The sequence below is a fragment of the Streptomyces sp. Act143 genome, from assembly GCF_003143935.1.
Taxonomy (GTDB): domain Bacteria; phylum Actinomycetota; class Actinomycetes; order Streptomycetales; family Streptomycetaceae; genus Streptomyces.
This window is the reverse complement of the sequence record NZ_QFRX01000001.1, coordinates 6,794,600-6,811,542: the sequence shown is the minus strand read 5'-3', so window position 1 is coordinate 6,811,542 and position 16,943 is coordinate 6,794,600. Positions and strand designations below refer to the sequence as shown.

Sequence of the window (16,943 nt, the reverse complement as noted above, 5' to 3'; positions counted from 1 at the left end):
CGCCTAGCAGCTCGGCACGGAGCCCTTCCCTGTCTCCAGCGCCGTCAGCGCGCTCACCGCGCCCTTCAGCGTGGTGACCGGGATCAGCCGCAGCCCCTTCGGGAGTTCAGCCTGCGCGTCCGAGCACTCGTCCTCGGGGACGAGGAACACCGTCGCCCCGTCCCGCTTCGCGGCCTGCGTCTTCAGGGAGACGCCGCCCACCGCGCCCACCGTCCCGTCGGCGTCGATCGTGCCCGTGCCGGCGACGACCTGGCCGCCGGTGAGGTCGCCGCCGCTGCCGTTGCCGTTCAGCTTGTCGACGATGCCGAGGGAGAAGAGGAGCCCGGCGCTGGGGCCGCCGACGTCCGCCAGCCTCAGCGTGACCTTGATGCCGTCGTCCTTCAGGCCCAGGTAGTTCAGCGCGGCCTCGGTCGCCGCGTCCTGGGACTCCTTCATCTGCTCGGTGTTGTGCCGCTCGATCTGCCGCGTGGACTGCCCGCTCGGGTACACCGAGTCGCGCGGCATGACCGCCTGGTCCGTGGCGAACCACGCGTCGAGCACGTCCCCGAGGGAGACACGCGTGTCCGGGTTGGTCGCCTCGATGGTCGTCATCCGCAGCTGCCCGGTCGTCGCACGGGTTTTCGCGCCCGAGATCGTGATCACCGGCGTGCCCTGGTTCTTGCCGAGGACGTTCGCCGTCATGCCGGGCTGCGTCAGCGAGAACGGCAGCGGCGCGAAGGCCGCGGTGGCGAGCAGGGCCACGACAGGCAGGGCGCAGACGGCGACGGCCCGGGGGCGCGTGAGGCGAGAGAGCACGGGATCAATCTAACGCGAGGCCCGATTCCGGCCATGCGCCGGTGGCTGGACGGGGCGATCGACGGGACGTGCCCTGCACCGGGCGAGGGCGTGCCCTGCGGCGGACGAGGACGTGCCCTGCACCGCGCGAGGCTTGTCCACCCCGAGCACGGAACACGCCCCGCACCGCGCAAGGCACGTCCACCCCCAGCACGGAACACGCCCCGCACGTCCGCCCCGGGCGTCGGCGTGGAGTGCCTCCGTCGGTTGGCCCGGCTCCCTGCCGGGATTTCAGCGCAGTGCCTCCGCGACCTCCCGTGCCGCGTCCATCACTCGCGGGCCCACCCGCTCCGGCACGGCGTCCGCCAGCATCACGACCCCGACGCTGCCCTCGACGCCCGTGACGCCGAGCAGGGGGGCGGCGGCGCCGCTGGCACCCGCCTCCAGCTCGCCGTGGGTGAGGGTGTAGCCGGGCTCGCCGGACGGCTGGGTGCGCGCGGACAGGATCGCCCGGCCCGCGGCGCCGCGGTCCAGCGGGTGGCGGAAACCGGCGCGGTAGGCCACGTGGTAGTCCGTCCACGTCGGCTCGACCACGGCGACGGCCAGCGCCTCCGCGCCGTCCACCAGCGTGAGGTGGGCCGTGGCCCCGATGTCCTCGGCGAGGGAACGCAGGGCCGGCAACGCGGCCTCGCGCACCAGCGGGTGCACCTGGCGGCCCAGGCGGAGCACACCGAGGCCGACCCGGGCGCGACCGCCCAGATCACGTCGTACGAGAGCGTGCTGTTCGAGAGTGGCGAGCAACCGGTACACCACAGTCCGGTTCACGCCCAGTTTGTTGGATAGCTCGGTGACGGTCAGCCCGTGGTCCGTATCGGCCAGCAGCTTGAGGACTCGCAGTCCTCGGTCGAGCGTCTGAGAGGTCTCCGCGGTCACGACGCCCACTCCTCCAAGTGGTGAGGTCGGCAGCCTTGCCGCGGGGATGCGTCATCGAGTCCCGTCGGTGACGCGCGTCAGAGGCCGCCGATCGGCCGGCGGCCCGGCGTGCGTACCGGACCGCGTCGCTTCACGGCTGCGCTCCGCGGCGGCGCTGCCACGGGGCGTGTGCGTAGCGGGACATTAGCGAAGCCGGTTCGCTGAGCGGAAGGCTCCGTCCAGAATCCGGTCAGTGGCCGGGACGGACTACTCCGTTTGTCCTGATACGTACGGCGCACAGCATCCTGCGGGCACAGCATCTGACACGCCCCGCGCCCCCTCGACTCAGGGACTCAGCGCATCCGGGTGGCCCACTCCTGCACCTTGGCGATGCGCTGCCGCAGCTGCCCGGCCGTGGCCTCGGCGCTCGGCGGGCCGCCGCACACCCGGCGCAGCTCGGTGTGGATGACGCCGTGCGGCTTGCCGCTCTGGTGGACGTACGCGCTGACCATGGTGTTGAGCTGCTTGCGGAGCTCCATCATCTCCTTGTGGGAGACGACGGGCCGCCGCTCGGCGGGCAGTTCGAGGAGGTCCGCCTCGGCGTCCGGCTTCTTGCGGCTGTGCGCGATCTGGCGGGCCTGCCGCTTCTGGAGCAGCAGCTGCACCTGGTCCGGCTCCAGCAGCCCGGGGATGCCGAGGTAGTCCTGCTCCTCCTCGCTCCCGGGGTGGGCCTGCATGCCGAACTCGGCGCCGTCGTAGAGGACCCGGTCGAAGACGGCCTCGGACTCCAGCGCCTCGAAGGCGAACTGCTCCTGCTCGCCGGTGTCCTCGTCCTGCTCCTTGTTCGCCTCCTCCATCTCCTTCTCGGACTCGGCGTACGGGTCCTCCTCGCCCTCCTTCTTCGGCTTGTCGAGGGCGTGGTCCCGTTCCACCTCCATCTCGTTGGCGAAGGTGAGCAGGTCGGGGACGGTGGGGAGGAAGACGGACGCCGTCTCGCCGCGGCGGCGTGAGCGCACGAAGCGGCCGACGGCCTGGGCGAAGAAGAGCGGGGTGGAGATGGTGGTGGCGTAGACGCCGACGGCGAGGCGCGGGACGTCGACGCCCTCGGAGACCATGCGGACGGCGACCATCCAGCGGTCGTTGCTCTCGCTGAAGTCGTCGATGCGCTTGGAGGCGCCCGCGTCGTCGGAGAGCACGAGGGTCGCCTTGGTGCCGGTGATCTCGCGGATCAGCTTGGCGTAGGCGCGGGCGGAGTCCTGGTCGGAGGCGATGACGAGCGCGCCCGCGTCCGGGATGGCCTTCCTGACCTCGGTCAGCCGCTGGTCGGCGGCGCGCAGCACGCTCGGCATCCACTCGCCGCGCGGGTCCAGCGCGGTGCGCCAGGCCTGGCTGATCGCGTCCTTGGTCATCGGCTCGCCGAGCCGCGCGGCGATCTCGTCGCCGGCCTTGGTGCGCCAGCGCATGTTGCCGCTGTAGGAGAGGAAGATCACCGGGCGGACGACGTGGTCGGCGAGGGCGTTGCCGTACCCGTAGGTGTAGTCGGCCGCCGACCTCCTGATCCCGGCGTTGTCCTCCTCGTACGTCACGAAGGGGATGGGGTTGGTGTCGGACCGGAACGGCGTGCCGGTGAGCGCGAGCCGGCGGGTGGCGGGCTCGAAGGCCTCCAGACAGGCCTCGCCCCACGACTTGGAGTCACCGGCGTGGTGGATCTCGTCGAGGATGACGAGGGTCTTGCGCTGCTCGACGCGGTTGCGGTGCAGCATGGGGCGGACACCGACGCCCGCGTAGGTGACCGCGACGCCGTGGTAGTCCTTGCCGAGCGGTCCCGCGCTGTACTCGGGGTCCAGCTTGATCCCTATCCGCGCCGCCGCCTCGGCCCACTGCTTCTTCAGGTGCTCGGTCGGCGCGACGACGGTCACCTGCTGCACGACGTGGTGGTGCAGCAGCCAGGAGGCGAGGGTCAGGGCGAAGGTCGTCTTGCCCGCGCCCGGGGTCGCCACCGCGAGGAAGTCACGCGGCTGCTCCTGGATGTACTTCTCCATCGCCCCCTGCTGCCAGGCACGCAGCTTGCTGGCGGTGCCCCAGGGGGCGCGGCCGGGGAAGGCGGGCGACAGGTGGTGGGAGGTGGAGGCAGACATAGGCGCGGGCCCGGAGGGCCCTCCGTTGAGGGTGGTGGCGGGCGACGGGCGGGCGGTAGTCACGGTCTCCGTAGGGGGTCCGGTGCGTATGACGACCGGGTCACCTTACCGGCGGCCCGGCGGTGTCAACGCGCGGACGGGGCCGGGTCGGCCGAGGGTGGGACCGAGGTCACACCGTTCACTCGGACAACGCCCGCAAGGCCTCGGAGACACCAGCGCCTCGCGCGCCGTCCTCGCGAGACGGTCGCCCACGGCCCTCAGCAGTACGGGTGCATGCGGCACTGCCGCAGGGGGTCATACGGGCATGCGGCACCGTCGCATGGGGTCATACGGGTACGACATCAGTCGGGCACCCGCAACCGCCGCGTCACCCAAGCCCCCACCAACGCCACCCCCGCCATCGGCAGGAACACCGCCGCGAAGGCCGCCGGATGCGAGCCCGTGCCGGACGCCTCCGTCGCCGTGTGGCTCACCGCGCCGCCGCCCAGCGCCGCGAACGCGGCACCGCCCGCCGCCAGCAGGACGACGTTCGCCAGGGCATCGGAGATCTGGAGGGACGCGGAGTTGGTGCCGGCCTCCTCGGGGGCGGAGAGCTGGAGCAGCAGCACACTGGTGGAGGAGATCACCAGGCCCATCCCGAAGCAGCCGAAGGCCCAGGCCACGGCGACCGTCCAGGCCGGCACCGAGTCGATGAGCACGCTCGGCGCGGCGGCGATGGCCGCGGCCACCAGCACCATTCCGGCGGTCATCAGGCGCTCCCGGTACGGCTCCACCCGCGCCCGCGACTGCACCCACGACCCCAGCGCCCACGTCAGCCCGCCCGCCGCGAGCGAGAACCCGGCGAGCGTCGGCGTGAGCCCCCGCTGGGTGACCAGCATCAGCGGCACGAAGGACTCGGCGGCGATGAACGCCCCCGCGGCCACCCCGCGCAGCAGCACGACCGACGGCAGCCCGCGGGCGGCGCGGTAGGTGCCGCGGGGCAGCAGCCCGAGCACGGCGGGCACGAGGAGCGCGGCGCCCGCGACGGCCGGGACCAGCGAGAGCCACCGCAGATCCTGGGCGGCGTACTGGAGGAGGCCCGCGCCCAGCGAGATGCCGAGGGCGAGACGGATGCGGCGCCGGTCGAAGGAGGCGGTGCGGGCGGAGCCGTCGACCGGCCCTCCGGCCCGCCGCCGGATCTGCGGCAGGGCGAGGGCGAGCGGGAAGACCACGAGCACCGGGATGCCGACGAACACCCACCGCCAGCCCAGATGCTCGGTCACCGCGCCCGACGCGAGCGGCCCGACGATGGACGGTACGACCCAGCCCGCGGCGAAGGCGGCCATGATCGCGGGCCGCAGCCGCTCTGGATAGGCCCTCCCGACGACGACGTACAGCGCGACGATGACCAGCCCGCCGCCGAACCCCTGCACGGCCCGCCCGAGGATGAACAGCCACATGGCCCCCGCGGTCCCGGACAGCATCAGCCCGGCCGCGAAGGAGGCGATGCCGGTGGTCAGCGGCCCGAGCGGACCGCGCCGGTCGGACCACTGCCCGGAGAGCACCATGCCGAAGAGGGAGGTCGTGAAGTACCCCGAGAACGCGAACGCGTACAGCGACACCCCGTCCAGCTCGCGCGCCGCCACCGGCATCGCCGTCCCGACGGCGGTCGCCTCGAAGGCGATGAGCAGCACGACCGAGACGATCCCGACACTGAGCGCCCGGTACGTCCGGCTCAGCACCCCTTCCTCCACGGCGGCGGGCAGGTCGGGGGTGGTGTGCGGGACGTCGGTGTCGCGCGGTTCGAGGGTGGTCATGGTCGCCAGGGTAAGGGCCACGACCCGGTTTAGCCCCTGTCGGGAGGTGGCCCGGGGATGGGACCTTGGTCGTACGACCAGCGCCTCCGCCCCCTCTTCGTGAACGGCGTATGGCAGTCCCGTTGCAGGGCGCCCGGTCTGCTTGAGCCCTCTCCCGGCCCGCCCGTACGGTCATCTCACCGAGTGCGGAACGGAGTTCGGGCTCCGTACCCTTCCCGGCCGTGTGCCCGAGTGGCTCAGGGATCCGCCTGCAAAGCGGATTACGCGGGTTCGATTCCCGCCACGGCCTCTGTGCCGAGCACGCAGGCAGGGCGGCGACCCCGGTGGGCGCCGCCCTTCCGGTGCGTCGGGGTCAGGCCTTGGCGTACTCCCAGCCGCCGCACTTGTACGGCGTGCCGTCCGAGCCGTCCTGGAGGCAGGCGCGGATCTGGAGGGTGGTGCCCTCGGCGAAGGAGAGGTTCCAGTCGTGGGCGACGGCGTAGCCGTAGCCGTTGTAGTACGAGTGGGTCGAGGAACTGGAGTTGTAGCGCCACTGGGCGGCCGTGCCGTGGCCGTCCTTCAGCATGTCGAGGGCGGTGAGGATCTCGCCGTCGGCGGCGAAGTACGTCTTCGCGGTGACGTCGGAGGAGATGATGGAGTTGGAGGCCTCGTAGACCTCACCGGCCGCCTGGGCGGGGGCGATGCCCAGGGCGAGCGCCGCCGCGGAGGCCGCGGTGAGCCCGAGAGCGGTCGTCATTCGACGGTGGAGCTTGCGCACAGCGGCGTTCCTCTCTTCGAACAACTGGTCGCGGCCGAACCTACCTGAGGGGAACGGGAGTTGGCCGTTCATTAACGGGGGCAGCGGTGCGGGTGCGGCTCGGGTCGAACACTCCGGGCTGCTGCGACTGCACCGACGGCCGGCCCGGCCGGGAAGGCGCTCTGGGTTCGGGTCGCCCCGGCGTGCCTCCCAGCAGCCCGGCGGGCGTCAGAGCACCCCGCCCGCCTCGTCCCGCAGCGATTCCGTCCAGTAGTGCCAGTCGGCGTCCGGCACGCTGCCGGTGCGGTCGACGGTCGACAGGACCTGGATCATCGTGGCCGCCAGCTGGGCGTGCGGTCCGAGCGGCTCGCCCAGCACCCGGTCCCGCCCCCGCGACAACTCCTCGTCGAGCGTCGCCTCGCGGCTCAGCAGCCAGAGCGTGAAGGCGAGCGTGGAGACGTCCGTGTTCAGCGGGTACAGGCGCCCGTCGGGCTCGCTCCAGTGCAGGACCGCGCCGGTCCGGCCGTCGACCACCAGGCTGTTGTCCTCGACGAGGTGGCCGAGGCGTATCAAGTGGTCGGCGTCCGACGGGAGTTCGGCGGCCGGGTCGTCGGCGTGGTGCTCGGTGAGGGTCGGCAGCGGGACGTCGGTGTCCAGGCGGAAGAGGACGGTGTCCTCGGGCAGGCCCGTGTCGCGCAGGAAGCGGCGGGTGGGTTCGTGGGTGAGCGTCGCGGGGAAGTCGACCTCCTCGAAGCGCCAGATCTCGCCCTGCCCGAACTCCTGGTCCAGGAGCCGCGACGGGAGGTCGAGCGCGAGCCCTGACACCCTCCCCGGCCCGGCCGTCAGGGACAGCGGGCGGATCAGGGCCGCCGCCCGCCACAACCCCGGCACCTCGCCGTCCGTGCCCTCCTCGAAGATCGCCAGCAGTTGACGGGATGCCTCCGCGGCCACCTGCTGGCCGTGCCGGTCGGCATAGGCCGCGAACTGGCCGCGCAGGGACGCCAGTTCCTCCGTCGCCGTCGCGAAGCGCACCAGCTTCTCCAGCGACGGGGCGAGCGGGCGGCGCTCCATGAGGTCCGGACGGTCCCACCAGAACTCGGTCGTCGACACCTCGCCCGTGACGCCGTCGAGCAGGACCGACTCCGTCTCCCGGCCCTCGTCGTCGCGCAGTCCGCCTATGACCAGCTGGTCCCGCATGTCCACGGCCAGCCGCCCGTCGGGGTCGCCGGTGGCGTCCGTCAGGGTCCGCAGCCCCTCGCGGTCGAGCTCCGCGAAGCTCAACAGGCCGATTTCGGCGGGCAGTCCGGGACCCGTCAGCCAGCTGCGCGTGGACGCGTGCGTGACGAGGCGTTCCAGGTCGTCGTCGGTCAAGGTGATCACCGCGGGCGCGGCGCCGGTCGTGCTCATCGTTCCCCCGTGCGTGCGAGCTCTGTTTCCCCGAGCAGGGCAGGGCAGGGCGGGTTCGTCGTGAAGATCTCGCCGTCGTTCCCCACTGACCGGAACACTACGCCGCACCACTGACAACGGCCCCGACAGCCGGGACCCCACGGCAACACGGCACTGCCCCACGACGGCACTGCCCCACGACGGCACTGCCCCACGACGGCACTGCCCCACGACCAAGAGACGCTCAAACCACCCTGGCGCGTTGCCTCCCCGCCAGAATCGCCTCCACCGTCTCCCCCACCGACAGCTCCGAGGTGTCCAGCCACAGCCCGATCCGGGGCGTCCGGGCCCGCAGCTCCCGGTCCAGTTCCCGCACCGTCCAGGCCGCCCCGTACCCCGTCTTGGCCCGGTCCGCCTCGCGGGCGGCGACCGTCTCGGGGCTCGGGGCGAGGACGACGACGTAGAGGGGGCTGGTGCGGATCGAGTCCACGTACGCCGTCAGTTCGGCGCCCAGCACCACGTCCTGCACGACGGCCGTGAACCCGGCCTCCGCGTACGCGTCCGCGGTCGCCGCCGACAGCCGGTACCGCAGCCGGAGTTGCGCCTCGCCCTCGCCGCCGCCCCCGGGAACGTACTCCTGCCGCCCGGAGACGATCATCCGCCGGAAGACGTCCCCGCGGACGTGCGCCGCGCGCGGCAGCCGCTCGGCAAGCGCCTGCGCGACCGTCGACTTGCCGGACGCCATGACGCCGGTGACGAGGACGACGCCGCGCAGCACGTCAGACGCACCCACGCATCACGAGACCGCCCCCGCCCGTCACGTCAGGTAGACACCGCCCAGCACGACCACCAGCGCGGCGAGGGCGAACACCAGGAGCCAGATCAGCAACTTCCCCACGCTGGGCGGGGGTTCGTAGCGCTGTGGGTCCTCGGAGCTCACTGGCCGGTCACCACCGCGGCCTGCGGGCGGATCGGCAGCCGGTTCACCGGGCGGCCGGTGGCGGCCCGGACGGCGGAGGCGATGGCCGCCGGTGACGTCACCACCGGCACCGCGCTGACCGCCTTCGCGCCGAAGGGGGCGACCACGTCCCGTTCCTCGACCAGCTTCACGATCCGGATGTCCGGCGCGTCCAGGGCGGTCGGCAGCGCGTACCCGGTGAGGTCCGGGTGGCGGATCAGGCCGCGCGCGGTGCGCAGGTTCTCCGTCAGCGCGATGCCCACGCCCTGGGTGGCGCCCGCCTCGATGCGCGCGGCGAGCTGGGCCGGGTTCAGCACCCGCCCGACGTCCTGGGCGACGGCGAGTTCGACGACCCGGACCGAGCCGAGCTCGATGTCGACGTCCACCACCGCGCGGATCGCGCAGAAGGCCATGCCGACGAAGGCGTCGCCCTGGCCCTGCTCGTCGAGGGGTTCCGTCGGGTGCGGACGGCACTGGGCGGTCGCCCACAGCTCCTTGCCGTCCATCGCCTCGGTGACGGTGGTCGACAGGACGCCGTCGTACGAGGTGATCTTGCCGTCCGTGATCTGGAGCAGCTCGGTGGACATCCCGAACTTGTGCGCCAGGGGCTGAAGGAGCTGGGTGCGGACCATCTTCGCGGCACGCTCCACCGCGCCGCCGGAGACCCAGGTGTGACGGCCTCTGCACCCCGCGCCCGCGGGCGGCTGGTCGGTGTCGACGGGGGCCACGTGGACCTCGTCGATGCCGAGGGTCTCCTGGACGATCTGGCGGGCCAGCGTGGTGAAGCCCTGGCCGGTCTCGACGGCCGCGCAGAGCACGGTCGCGATGCCGTCGTGGACCTTGACGGTGGCCGTGGAGACCTCGTCGGCGCCCTCCGCGCCGAGCATGTGCACCATGCCCAGGCCGTAGCCCACGCCCCGGCGGATCGCGCCCGGTTCACCCGCGCCCTCGGGGCCGCCGGGCAGCAGCCACTCGTCCTCGGGGGTGTCCTTGGGCAGCGCGGGCAGCGGGAAGTCCCGTACGGCCTGGAGGAGTTCGGCGACCGGCGCCGGGCAGGTCACCGTCTGGCCGGTCGGCAGGACGTCGCCGGTGGCCATGGCGTTGCGCAGGCGCAGTTCGGCCGGGTCGATGCCCAGCTTCTTCGCCAGCTTGTCCATCTGGGCCTCGTAGGCGGCGCACACCTGCATGGCGCCCTCGCCGCGGACGTGGCCGGAGGGCGGGTTGTTGGTGCGCACGGCCCAGCCCTCGATGAAGGCGTTCGGGACGACGTACGGGCCGCACGCGAAGCCGACGGCGGCGGCCAGGGCCTCGGCCGAGGTGTCGGCGTAGGCGCCCGCGTCGAGCAGGATCTGCGCCTCGACCTTCACCAGCTTGCCCTCGGCGTCCGCGTGGTGGCGGTAGCGGAGCAGGGTCGGGTGGCGGTGGGCGTGGCCGAGGAAGGACTCCTCGCGCGTGGCCGTGAGCTTCACCGGGCAGCCGGTCCTGAGGGCGAGCAGGCCCAGCGGGAGCTGGATGCCCTGGTCCTCGCGGTCTGCGGTGGCGCCGGGCACGCCGGTGACGACGATCTTGACGCGCTCGGGTTCCAGGCCATAGCAGGCAGCGAGGGTGTCCCGGTCGGTGTGCGGGTCGGTGGAGGCGAGGTAGAGCTCCACGCCGCCGTCGGGGCGGGGCACGGCGAGACCGGCCTCGGCGCCGATGGGGGCTGGGTCCTGGCGGCCGATGCGGTACTGGCCCTCGACGACGATCTCGCCGGTGGCGGCCGGGTCGCCGTGGTGCAGCGGGATGTGCCGGATCAGGTTGCCGTCGGCGTGCAGCGGCTCGGCCTCGAAGGCCTGCTCGGGGTCGGTGACCGGGTCGAGCACCTCGTACTCGACGATGACGGCCGCGGCGGCCATCCGCGCGGTGTCGGGGTGGTCGGCGGCGACGGCCGCGATGGGCTCGCCGTGGTGGCGGACGACCTCGGAGGCGAAGACCGGGCGGTCGGCCTTGCCGCGGCCGTACAGCGGGTGGCCGGGGACGTCCTCGTGCGTGATGACCGCGCGGACGCCGGGCATCTCGCGCGCGTGGGACGTGTCGATGGACACGATGCGCGCGTGCGCGTGCGGGGAGCGCAGCACGGCCGCCCACAGCAGGCCCTCGGCCCACAGGTCGGCCGCGTACGGGAACGTGCCCTCGGTCTTGGCGCGGGCGTCGGCGGCCGGGAGGGAGGCGCCGAGGCCGTGCGGGATCTGCTCGGGGGCGGGGGCCGCTGCCTCCGCGGGGGTGGTCGCGGTGGCGGCTTCGTTGGTCACGCCTGGCCTCCGTCCGGTCCGTACGCCTGGTCATGCCGCGGCTCGAAGGCCGACGGATTCACACCGCCGCCCCCCGGGCCCGCCTGGTGGGGAATACGTGCCTCGTCGCCGTCCGACTCGGAGTCCCCCGCAGCGTGTGCCTCGCGCTCGGCGACGACCTCCTTGACGGCGTCGACGACGCCCCGGTAGCCGGAGCAGCGGCAGAGGTTGCCGCACAGGGCCTGGCGGGTCTCCAGCTCGGTCGGCGCCGGGTTGCCCTCCAGCAGGTCGTGCACGGTCATCGCCATGCCCGGCACGCAGAAGCCGCACTGCACCGCGCCGCACCGGGCCAGCGCCCGCTGCACGTCGGAGGGGCGGCCGTCCTCGGCGAGGCCCTCGACGGTACGTACCTCGCTGCCGGCGGCGGTGACGGCCGGGACCAGGCAGGAGGCGACGAGCCGTCCGTCCACCTGCACGTTGCAGGCGCCGCACTCGCCCTGCGAGCAGCCGTCCTTGGCACCGGCGAGACCGAGGCGCTCGCGCAGCACATAGAGCAGTGACTCGCCGATCCAGGCGTCGGTCACGGGCCGGTCGACGCCGTTGACACGCAGGACGTAGCCGGCGAGGGGGTGTTCCTCGCCGGGCAGCCCGGGGGACTGCTCGGCCGGAGCCCCGGAGTCGGCGGCGTGCTCCGGCGCACCCTCCGCGTCGGGCTCGGTGTCGCCACCGTCGGCCGGGGTGTGTTCCGCGCCCGCCTCGGAGGCCTCCTCAGCGCCTTCCGCGGCCCCTTGCGCGCCCTCGGGAGTCTCGGGGGCGGCGGCGTCCTCACCGTCACGCGGAGCGGCCTGTGAGGCGGCTGCGGCGGGGGCGCCTTCGGAAGCGTGAGTCACTGCGCCAGGGGCGCCCTCGAAAGCGTCGGCCGCTGCGGCAGGGGCGCCCTCAAAAGCGTCGGCCGCTGCGGCAGGGGCGCCCTCAAAAGCGTCAAAAACGTCGGCCGCTGCGGCAGGGGGGCCTTCGGAAGCGTGTACCTGCGGCCCGTCGGGGGCCGGTGCCGCGTCCGGGACCGGTGCCCCGTCCGGGAGGACCTGTGCCCCGCCATGGGCCTGCGCGGCAGGGGCCTGCGGCGAGGCCGGGGCGGCGTCGAACGGCTGCCCCGGTGCGGGCTCGTCCGGGTCCGCCTGCACGCGCGCGTGGACGTCCGCGTCCGGTGCGTGCTGGTCCGCCGTCTGGTGGTCCGGTGCGTCGGCGACCGCGTGGGTCCCGGGGTGCGCGGCGATCGGCGCCTGCGCGTGGGCGTCCACGGCGGCCTCGTCGCCGACGGCCCCGCCCGGAGCCACGTGCCCGTGCCCGCCCCCGGCCGCTTCGCGGTCCCCGTCGCCGACCGGCGCGGCGTGCCCCGGTCCGGTCTCCGGCGTCTGCGGGTCCCACGGCTGCCCCGCCTGCGTCGCCCAGGGCGCGGGCGCGCCGCCGGGCAGCGTGGCCGGCGGGGTGCCGCCCCACTGCTCGACGAGGGACGAGGTCGTGAACTCGCCCGATTCGTCCGGAAGATCACCGCCGGCGACCGGGATGGACCACTGGCCGGTCACGTCGTGGCCGGGCGCCGGAGCGGACTCCGCGGCGTCCTGGAAGGTCCATTGCCCGGTCGCTCCCGGGTGGTACGTGAACTGGTCGTTCCCGGCGCCGTGCCCGCCCTGCCCGGCATGCCCGTCCTGCGGCACGGCGTTGGGGTCGGGCCACTGCGCGCCGCCGACCGGGGCCGCCGCCCAGGTGCCGGTGGCCGCCGGGTCCGTACCGGCCGCTCCGCCGGGCGTCACCGTTATCTGCGGCGGCACGTAGCCGTGCCCCGGCGCCGCGAGCGGGCTGTCGGAGGCCAGCAGGGCGTCGATGCCGCCTTCGGGGAGCTTCACGAAGGCGGTGGCGCCGTCGTCGTAGTCGCCCTGGGGCAGTGGGTCCCAGCGGCCGCCGCTGTGGGGGGCGGTGCCCTCTCCGTGCTGGTCGTCGGTCACGACAGCGCCCTCCCCAGTGCTCGTCGGGCCAGCGCGGCGACGGTGCGCCGCAGGTGCAGTACTGCGGGCGGAAGCGGCTGCACGGAGCCGTCGGCCTCCGGGGCCGGGTCGGGGATGCAGGCCGCGGCCACGTACTCGCCGAAGGCGTGCAGCGCCTCCGGGACGAGCGCGCGGTTGTTGTCCCAGTCGATCAGCCGGCCGACCCACTGCTCGGCGTCCAGGGGCCGCAGCGGCATCGGCGCTATGGCTCCGACGGCGCACCTGACGCCGCGCCGGGCGGGGTCGAGGACGAGCGCGACGGAGGCGATGGCCCGGCCGGGGCCGGTGCGGCCGGTGGCCTTGAGGAAGACCTGCGGCGCGTGCAGCAGCGGCACGCGCACGAAGCCGATGAGCTCGCCGCCGCGCAGCATGTCCATCCCGGCCAGCAGATGCGACACCGGGATCTCCCGGCGGGCCCCGCCCGGGCCCGCGATGATCAGCGTCGCTTCGAGAGCGGCCAGGACCGGGAGCGCGTCACCGGTCGGGGACGCCGAGGCGATGTTGCCGCCCAGGGTGCCCGCGTTGCGGATCTGCGGCGGTCCCGCGGCGCGCGCGGAGGCGGCGAGCGCGGGGATGAGGGCGGCGAAGTCGGGGCGGCCCATGCGCGCGTGCGTGAGTCCGGCGCCGAGCAGGGCGTGCCCGTCCTGGTACTGCCAGCCGCGGATCTCGCTGATACGACCGAGGCCCACCAGCGCGGCGGGCCTGAGCTGGCCGGAGTTCACCGCGGCCATGAGATCGGTGCCGCCCGCGACGGGCACGGCGGCGGGCGTGGCGGCCAGGGCCGCCACGGCCTCGTCGAGCGTCGTGGGCAGCGTGACGGCCTGCGCCGCCTGCGGTGCGTGCGTGGTCAAACCGGCTGCCCCTTCCCGCTGCCCCACCTGGTCCCAGCTGGTCCCGCCTGTTGCTGCCGTACGGTACGTGCTGACAGGGCGGACGTGGCAACTCTGGCACATCTTCGTGAGGCCCGAAGAACGGGGTCCGGTAGGAGGCATTCGCCCACCTCATCGGGGAGATGGTCCGTTTTCGTACGGCATCACCGGTGTGAGCGAATTGCCTCTCTTCAGTGATCCTGCCGGGGTTTCTCCATTACTTGTTCGGCGGCTGCCCCTCGATCGGGCGACCCGCGACTCCGGGGCGCCGCTGCCACGGCCGCGGACCCGTGGGTGGCCGGTAGCCGACGCCGAGTGCGTCAAGTCGCCGGTAGTGGGCGGTCATCCGCCGCTCGAAGTCGGCGAAGTCACGCTCGGCGGGGGCGGGCAGCGCGCTCCAGGCGACCTCGGCGAAGGCCGAGAGCCGGGGGAACGCCTGGTAGTCCACGCGCGCGGGATCCTCCATCACCTCGGTCCACAGGTTGGCCTGCGTGCCGAGCACGTGCGCCGCCTCGCCCGGGGTCAGTTCCGCGGGAACGGGCTCGAAGCGGTACACGTCCTCCAGGGTGCGGACCCAGCCGATGGGCACCGGCTCGTCCGGGCCGTCGGCCTGCCGGTGGTCCAAGTAGACGTGCTGCTCGGGGCACATGACGATGTCGTGCCCCGCGCGCGCGGCCGTCACGCCGCCCTCGTACCCGCGCCAGGAGGACACCGCGGCGCCCTGCGCGAGGCCGCCCTCGAGGATCTCGTCCCAGCCGATCAGTCTGCGCCCGCGCGCGGAGAGCCAGTTGTCGAAGTGCTGGACGAACCAGGCCTGAAGTCCGTCCTCGTCACCGACGCCGAGTTCCTTGACACGGGCCTGCGCGGTGGGAGAGTCCCGCCACTGGTCCTTGAGGCATTCGTCACCGCCGAGGTGGACGAACTCACCCGGGAACAGGTCCAGCACTTCCTCCAACACCCCCTCGTAGAAGCGCAGGGTGTTGTCAGTGGGGGCGAGTACGTTCGGAGAGATCCCCCAGTTGTCCCAGACGGAGAGGGAAGTCGTGTCGATCACATCGGTGTTGCCGAGTTCCGGGTACGCGGCGATGGCGGCCTGCGAGTGCCCCGGTACGTCGATTTCGGGGACGACGGTGATATGCCGCTCGGCGGCGTAGGCGACGATCTCGCGGATGTCGTCCTGGGTGTAGTACCCACCGTGCGGTTTCTCCTCCCACAGCGGCGAGGCCCGGTGGCCGAATTTCGTCCGCGCCCGCCATGATCCGACCTCGGTGAGCCGGGGGTACCGCTTGATCTCGACGCGCCAGCCCTGGTCGTCCGTCAAGTGGAAGTGAAAGACGTTGAGTTTGTGCGCGGCCATCAGGTCGAGGTAGCGGAGGACTCCGTCCTTGGGCATGAAATGCCGTGCCACGTCGAGCATGAGGCCGCGCCAGCGGAAGCGGGGCGAGTCCTGGATGTCGATGAGGGGCAGCCGCCACTGTCCGCCGGGCAGCGGGGCGCGCCGGAAGGCGGCGGGGCCGAGCAGTTGCCGCAGCGTCTGGGCGCCCCAGAAGAGGCCCGCGGGACCGCCGCCGACCACGTGGGCGCCGCCGGGCGTGACGGTGAGCCGGTAGCTCTCGGCGGCGGGGCTCCTCGTCGCCTCCGGGTCGATGGAGAGGCGGATGACGCCGTCTCGGTCCGGGCTCGCCGGAGCCAGCGGCAGACCGGTGGCGGCCCCCAGCACGGAGCGCAGCCAGCGCGCCGTCGGCTCCGCCCCCTCCCCCACGGCCAGCCCGGTATCCGGGCCCGGTTCCCAGAAGTCGGTCCCGTACCGGTGCACCGAGGCGGGCTCGGGAATCACATCCACCACGTCAGTCCTTAACCGCTCCGCCCGGCTCCGGACCAGGCGTCGCCGACGAAATACCGCTCACAATCCTGTCGACCGAACGCCCCCGGAACGAATTCCGGGAAACCGGAACTGCATGGACCCGACAGGCACTTGCATGGACATGACCATAAGAGGTCTACACCACATAGTGGCCCGGCCGGCGCACCCGCGCAATACCGGACAGCACAAAGGCCCCGAGGCACGCCGAAGCGCGCCCGGGGGCCATTGCGGGACTCGGTGGGGCAGGCGGACCTACTTGTCGCCGCCGCCCTTGCCGTCGCCGTCCCCGCCGGCGCCCATGGATTCGTAGATCTCCTTGCACATGGGGCACACGGGGTACTTCTTCGGGTCGCGGCCCGGCACCCACACCTTGCCGCACAGCGCCACGACGGGGGTCCCGTCGAGGGCGCTCGCCATGATCTTGTCCTTCTGGACGTAGTGGGCGAAGCGCTCGTGGTCGCCGTCGCCGTGGGACACCTGTGGCGTCGGCTCTACGAGGGTCCCCGTACCAGTCCCGCGCTCGGGCTCAAGAGTGCTCATGAAAGCCAGGGTACTTAAGGTCACACGCTTCAGTTGAGCGAAGGGTCGTCCGGGTACGTGGCCACCATCGCCAGTTCGTTGCGCTGGCGGCGCAGGACCTCGCGCCAGAGTCTCTCCGGGGACGGCGAGGACACATCGCCCGGTTCGGACTCGACGACGTACCAGGCGCCGTCCACCAGCTCGTCCTCCAGCTGGCCGGGTCCCCAGCCGGCGTACCCCGCGAAGATCCGCAGGGAGCCCAGGGCCGAGGCGAGCAGCTCCGGCGGGGCCTCCAGGTCGACCAGCCCGATCGCGCCGTGCACCCGGCGCCAGCCCAGCGGGGCTCCCTCACCGGACGCGCCGCCCGGGATGACGGCGACGCCGAGGGCGGAGTCGAGGGAGACGGGGCCGCCCTGGAAGACGACACCGGGCTCGCCGGCGAGGTCCCCCCAGCCCTCCAGGATGTCGCCGACGCCCACGGGGGTGGGGCGGTTGAGGACGACGCCGAGGGAGCCCTCCTCGTCGTGGTCGAGAAGGAGCACCACCGCACGGTCGAAGTTCGGGTCCGCCAGGGCGGGCGTTGCCACGAGCAACCGCCCTGTGAGCGAGGACACCTCGGTCATGCCAGACATGATCCCGCATCTTCCCGTCAAAGGGGGCGGCAATGCGGGGAAGG

Annotated in this window: 14 protein-coding genes and 1 tRNA gene; 1 reads left to right on the top strand and 14 read right to left on the bottom strand. The window is 73.1% G+C overall.

The features are described 5' to 3' along the window. Positions 1–3: 3 nt before the first annotated feature. The 4 genes from DI272_RS31125 to DI272_RS31110 all read right to left on the bottom strand — a co-directional run bounded on the left by DI272_RS31125 (position 4) and on the right by DI272_RS31110 (position 5,620). The gene (locus DI272_RS31125; protein WP_109498504.1) at positions 4–795 is read right to left on the bottom strand and encodes a PDZ domain-containing protein; all 792 of its coding nucleotides are present in this window, start codon (positions 793–795) and stop codon (positions 4–6) included. Between the two features lie 270 nt (positions 796–1,065). Next, positions 1,066–1,707, bottom strand: a complete 642-nt coding sequence (locus DI272_RS31120; RefSeq protein ID WP_097264737.1) for an IclR family transcriptional regulator — start codon at positions 1,705–1,707, stop codon at positions 1,066–1,068. Between the two features lie 332 nt (positions 1,708–2,039). Then, positions 2,040–3,824 (bottom strand): DEAD/DEAH box helicase, encoded by a 1,785-nt coding sequence (locus DI272_RS31115; protein WP_109498503.1) that lies wholly within the window; start codon positions 3,822–3,824, stop codon positions 2,040–2,042. 341 nt (positions 3,825–4,165) lie between these two features. Beyond that, positions 4,166–5,620, bottom strand: coding sequence for an MFS transporter (locus tag DI272_RS31110; RefSeq protein ID WP_109498502.1), 1,455 nt, complete (start codon positions 5,618–5,620; stop codon positions 4,166–4,168). Positions 5,621–5,837: 217 nt separating this feature from the next. Here DI272_RS31110 and DI272_RS31105 point away from each other — a divergent pair. Beyond that, positions 5,838–5,909, top strand: a tRNA-Cys gene (locus tag DI272_RS31105). Positions 5,910–5,972: 63 nt separating this feature from the next. Here DI272_RS31105 and DI272_RS31100 read toward each other — a convergent pair. From DI272_RS31100 to DI272_RS31060, 10 genes are all read right to left on the bottom strand, one after another. Continuing rightward, positions 5,973–6,356, bottom strand: coding sequence for a hypothetical protein (locus DI272_RS31100; protein ID WP_109498501.1), 384 nt, complete (start codon positions 6,354–6,356; stop codon positions 5,973–5,975). Between the two features lie 228 nt (positions 6,357–6,584). After that, positions 6,585–7,763 carry an SUKH-4 family immunity protein gene (locus DI272_RS31095; RefSeq protein ID WP_109498500.1) on the bottom strand — a complete coding sequence of 393 codons (1,179 nt, stop codon included), beginning with the start codon at positions 7,761–7,763 and terminating at the stop codon, positions 6,585–6,587. A gap of 223 nt (positions 7,764–7,986) precedes the next feature. After that, entirely contained in the window at positions 7,987–8,517 is a 531-nt protein-coding gene (locus DI272_RS31090; RefSeq protein WP_109501143.1) for an AAA family ATPase, read from the bottom strand. Positions 8,518–8,559: 42 nt separating this feature from the next. Next, a complete protein-coding gene (locus DI272_RS45650) occupies positions 8,560–8,682 on the bottom strand; it encodes a hypothetical protein (protein WP_258314738.1) in 123 nt (40 codons plus the stop codon). Beyond that, positions 8,679–10,991, bottom strand: a complete 2,313-nt coding sequence (locus DI272_RS31085) for a xanthine dehydrogenase family protein molybdopterin-binding subunit (RefSeq protein WP_109498499.1) — start codon at positions 10,989–10,991, stop codon at positions 8,679–8,681. The genes DI272_RS45650 and DI272_RS31085 overlap by 4 nt, the downstream gene beginning before the upstream one ends. Continuing rightward, positions 10,988–12,976, bottom strand: a complete 1,989-nt coding sequence (locus DI272_RS31080) for a 2Fe-2S iron-sulfur cluster-binding protein (RefSeq protein ID WP_109498498.1) — start codon at positions 12,974–12,976, stop codon at positions 10,988–10,990. Before DI272_RS31080 ends, DI272_RS31085 begins: the two co-directional genes overlap by 4 nt. Then, positions 12,973–13,866, bottom strand: a complete 894-nt coding sequence (locus DI272_RS31075; protein ID WP_109498497.1) for a xanthine dehydrogenase family protein subunit M — start codon at positions 13,864–13,866, stop codon at positions 12,973–12,975. The genes DI272_RS31080 and DI272_RS31075 overlap by 4 nt, the downstream gene beginning before the upstream one ends. Before the next feature lie 235 nt (positions 13,867–14,101). Next, on the bottom strand, positions 14,102–15,727 hold the full coding sequence (locus DI272_RS31070; protein WP_181387372.1) for a beta-N-acetylhexosaminidase: 1,626 nt from the start codon (positions 15,725–15,727) through the stop codon (positions 14,102–14,104). 273 nt (positions 15,728–16,000) lie between these two features. Next, positions 16,001–16,288, bottom strand: a complete 288-nt coding sequence (locus DI272_RS31065; protein ID WP_079309856.1) for a DUF3039 domain-containing protein — start codon at positions 16,286–16,288, stop codon at positions 16,001–16,003. A gap of 29 nt (positions 16,289–16,317) precedes the next feature. Next, complete coding sequence (locus tag DI272_RS31060) at positions 16,318–16,890, bottom strand: YqgE/AlgH family protein (protein ID WP_181387371.1); 573 nt, start codon at positions 16,888–16,890, stop codon at positions 16,318–16,320. Between the last annotated feature and the right edge of the window lie 53 nt (positions 16,891–16,943).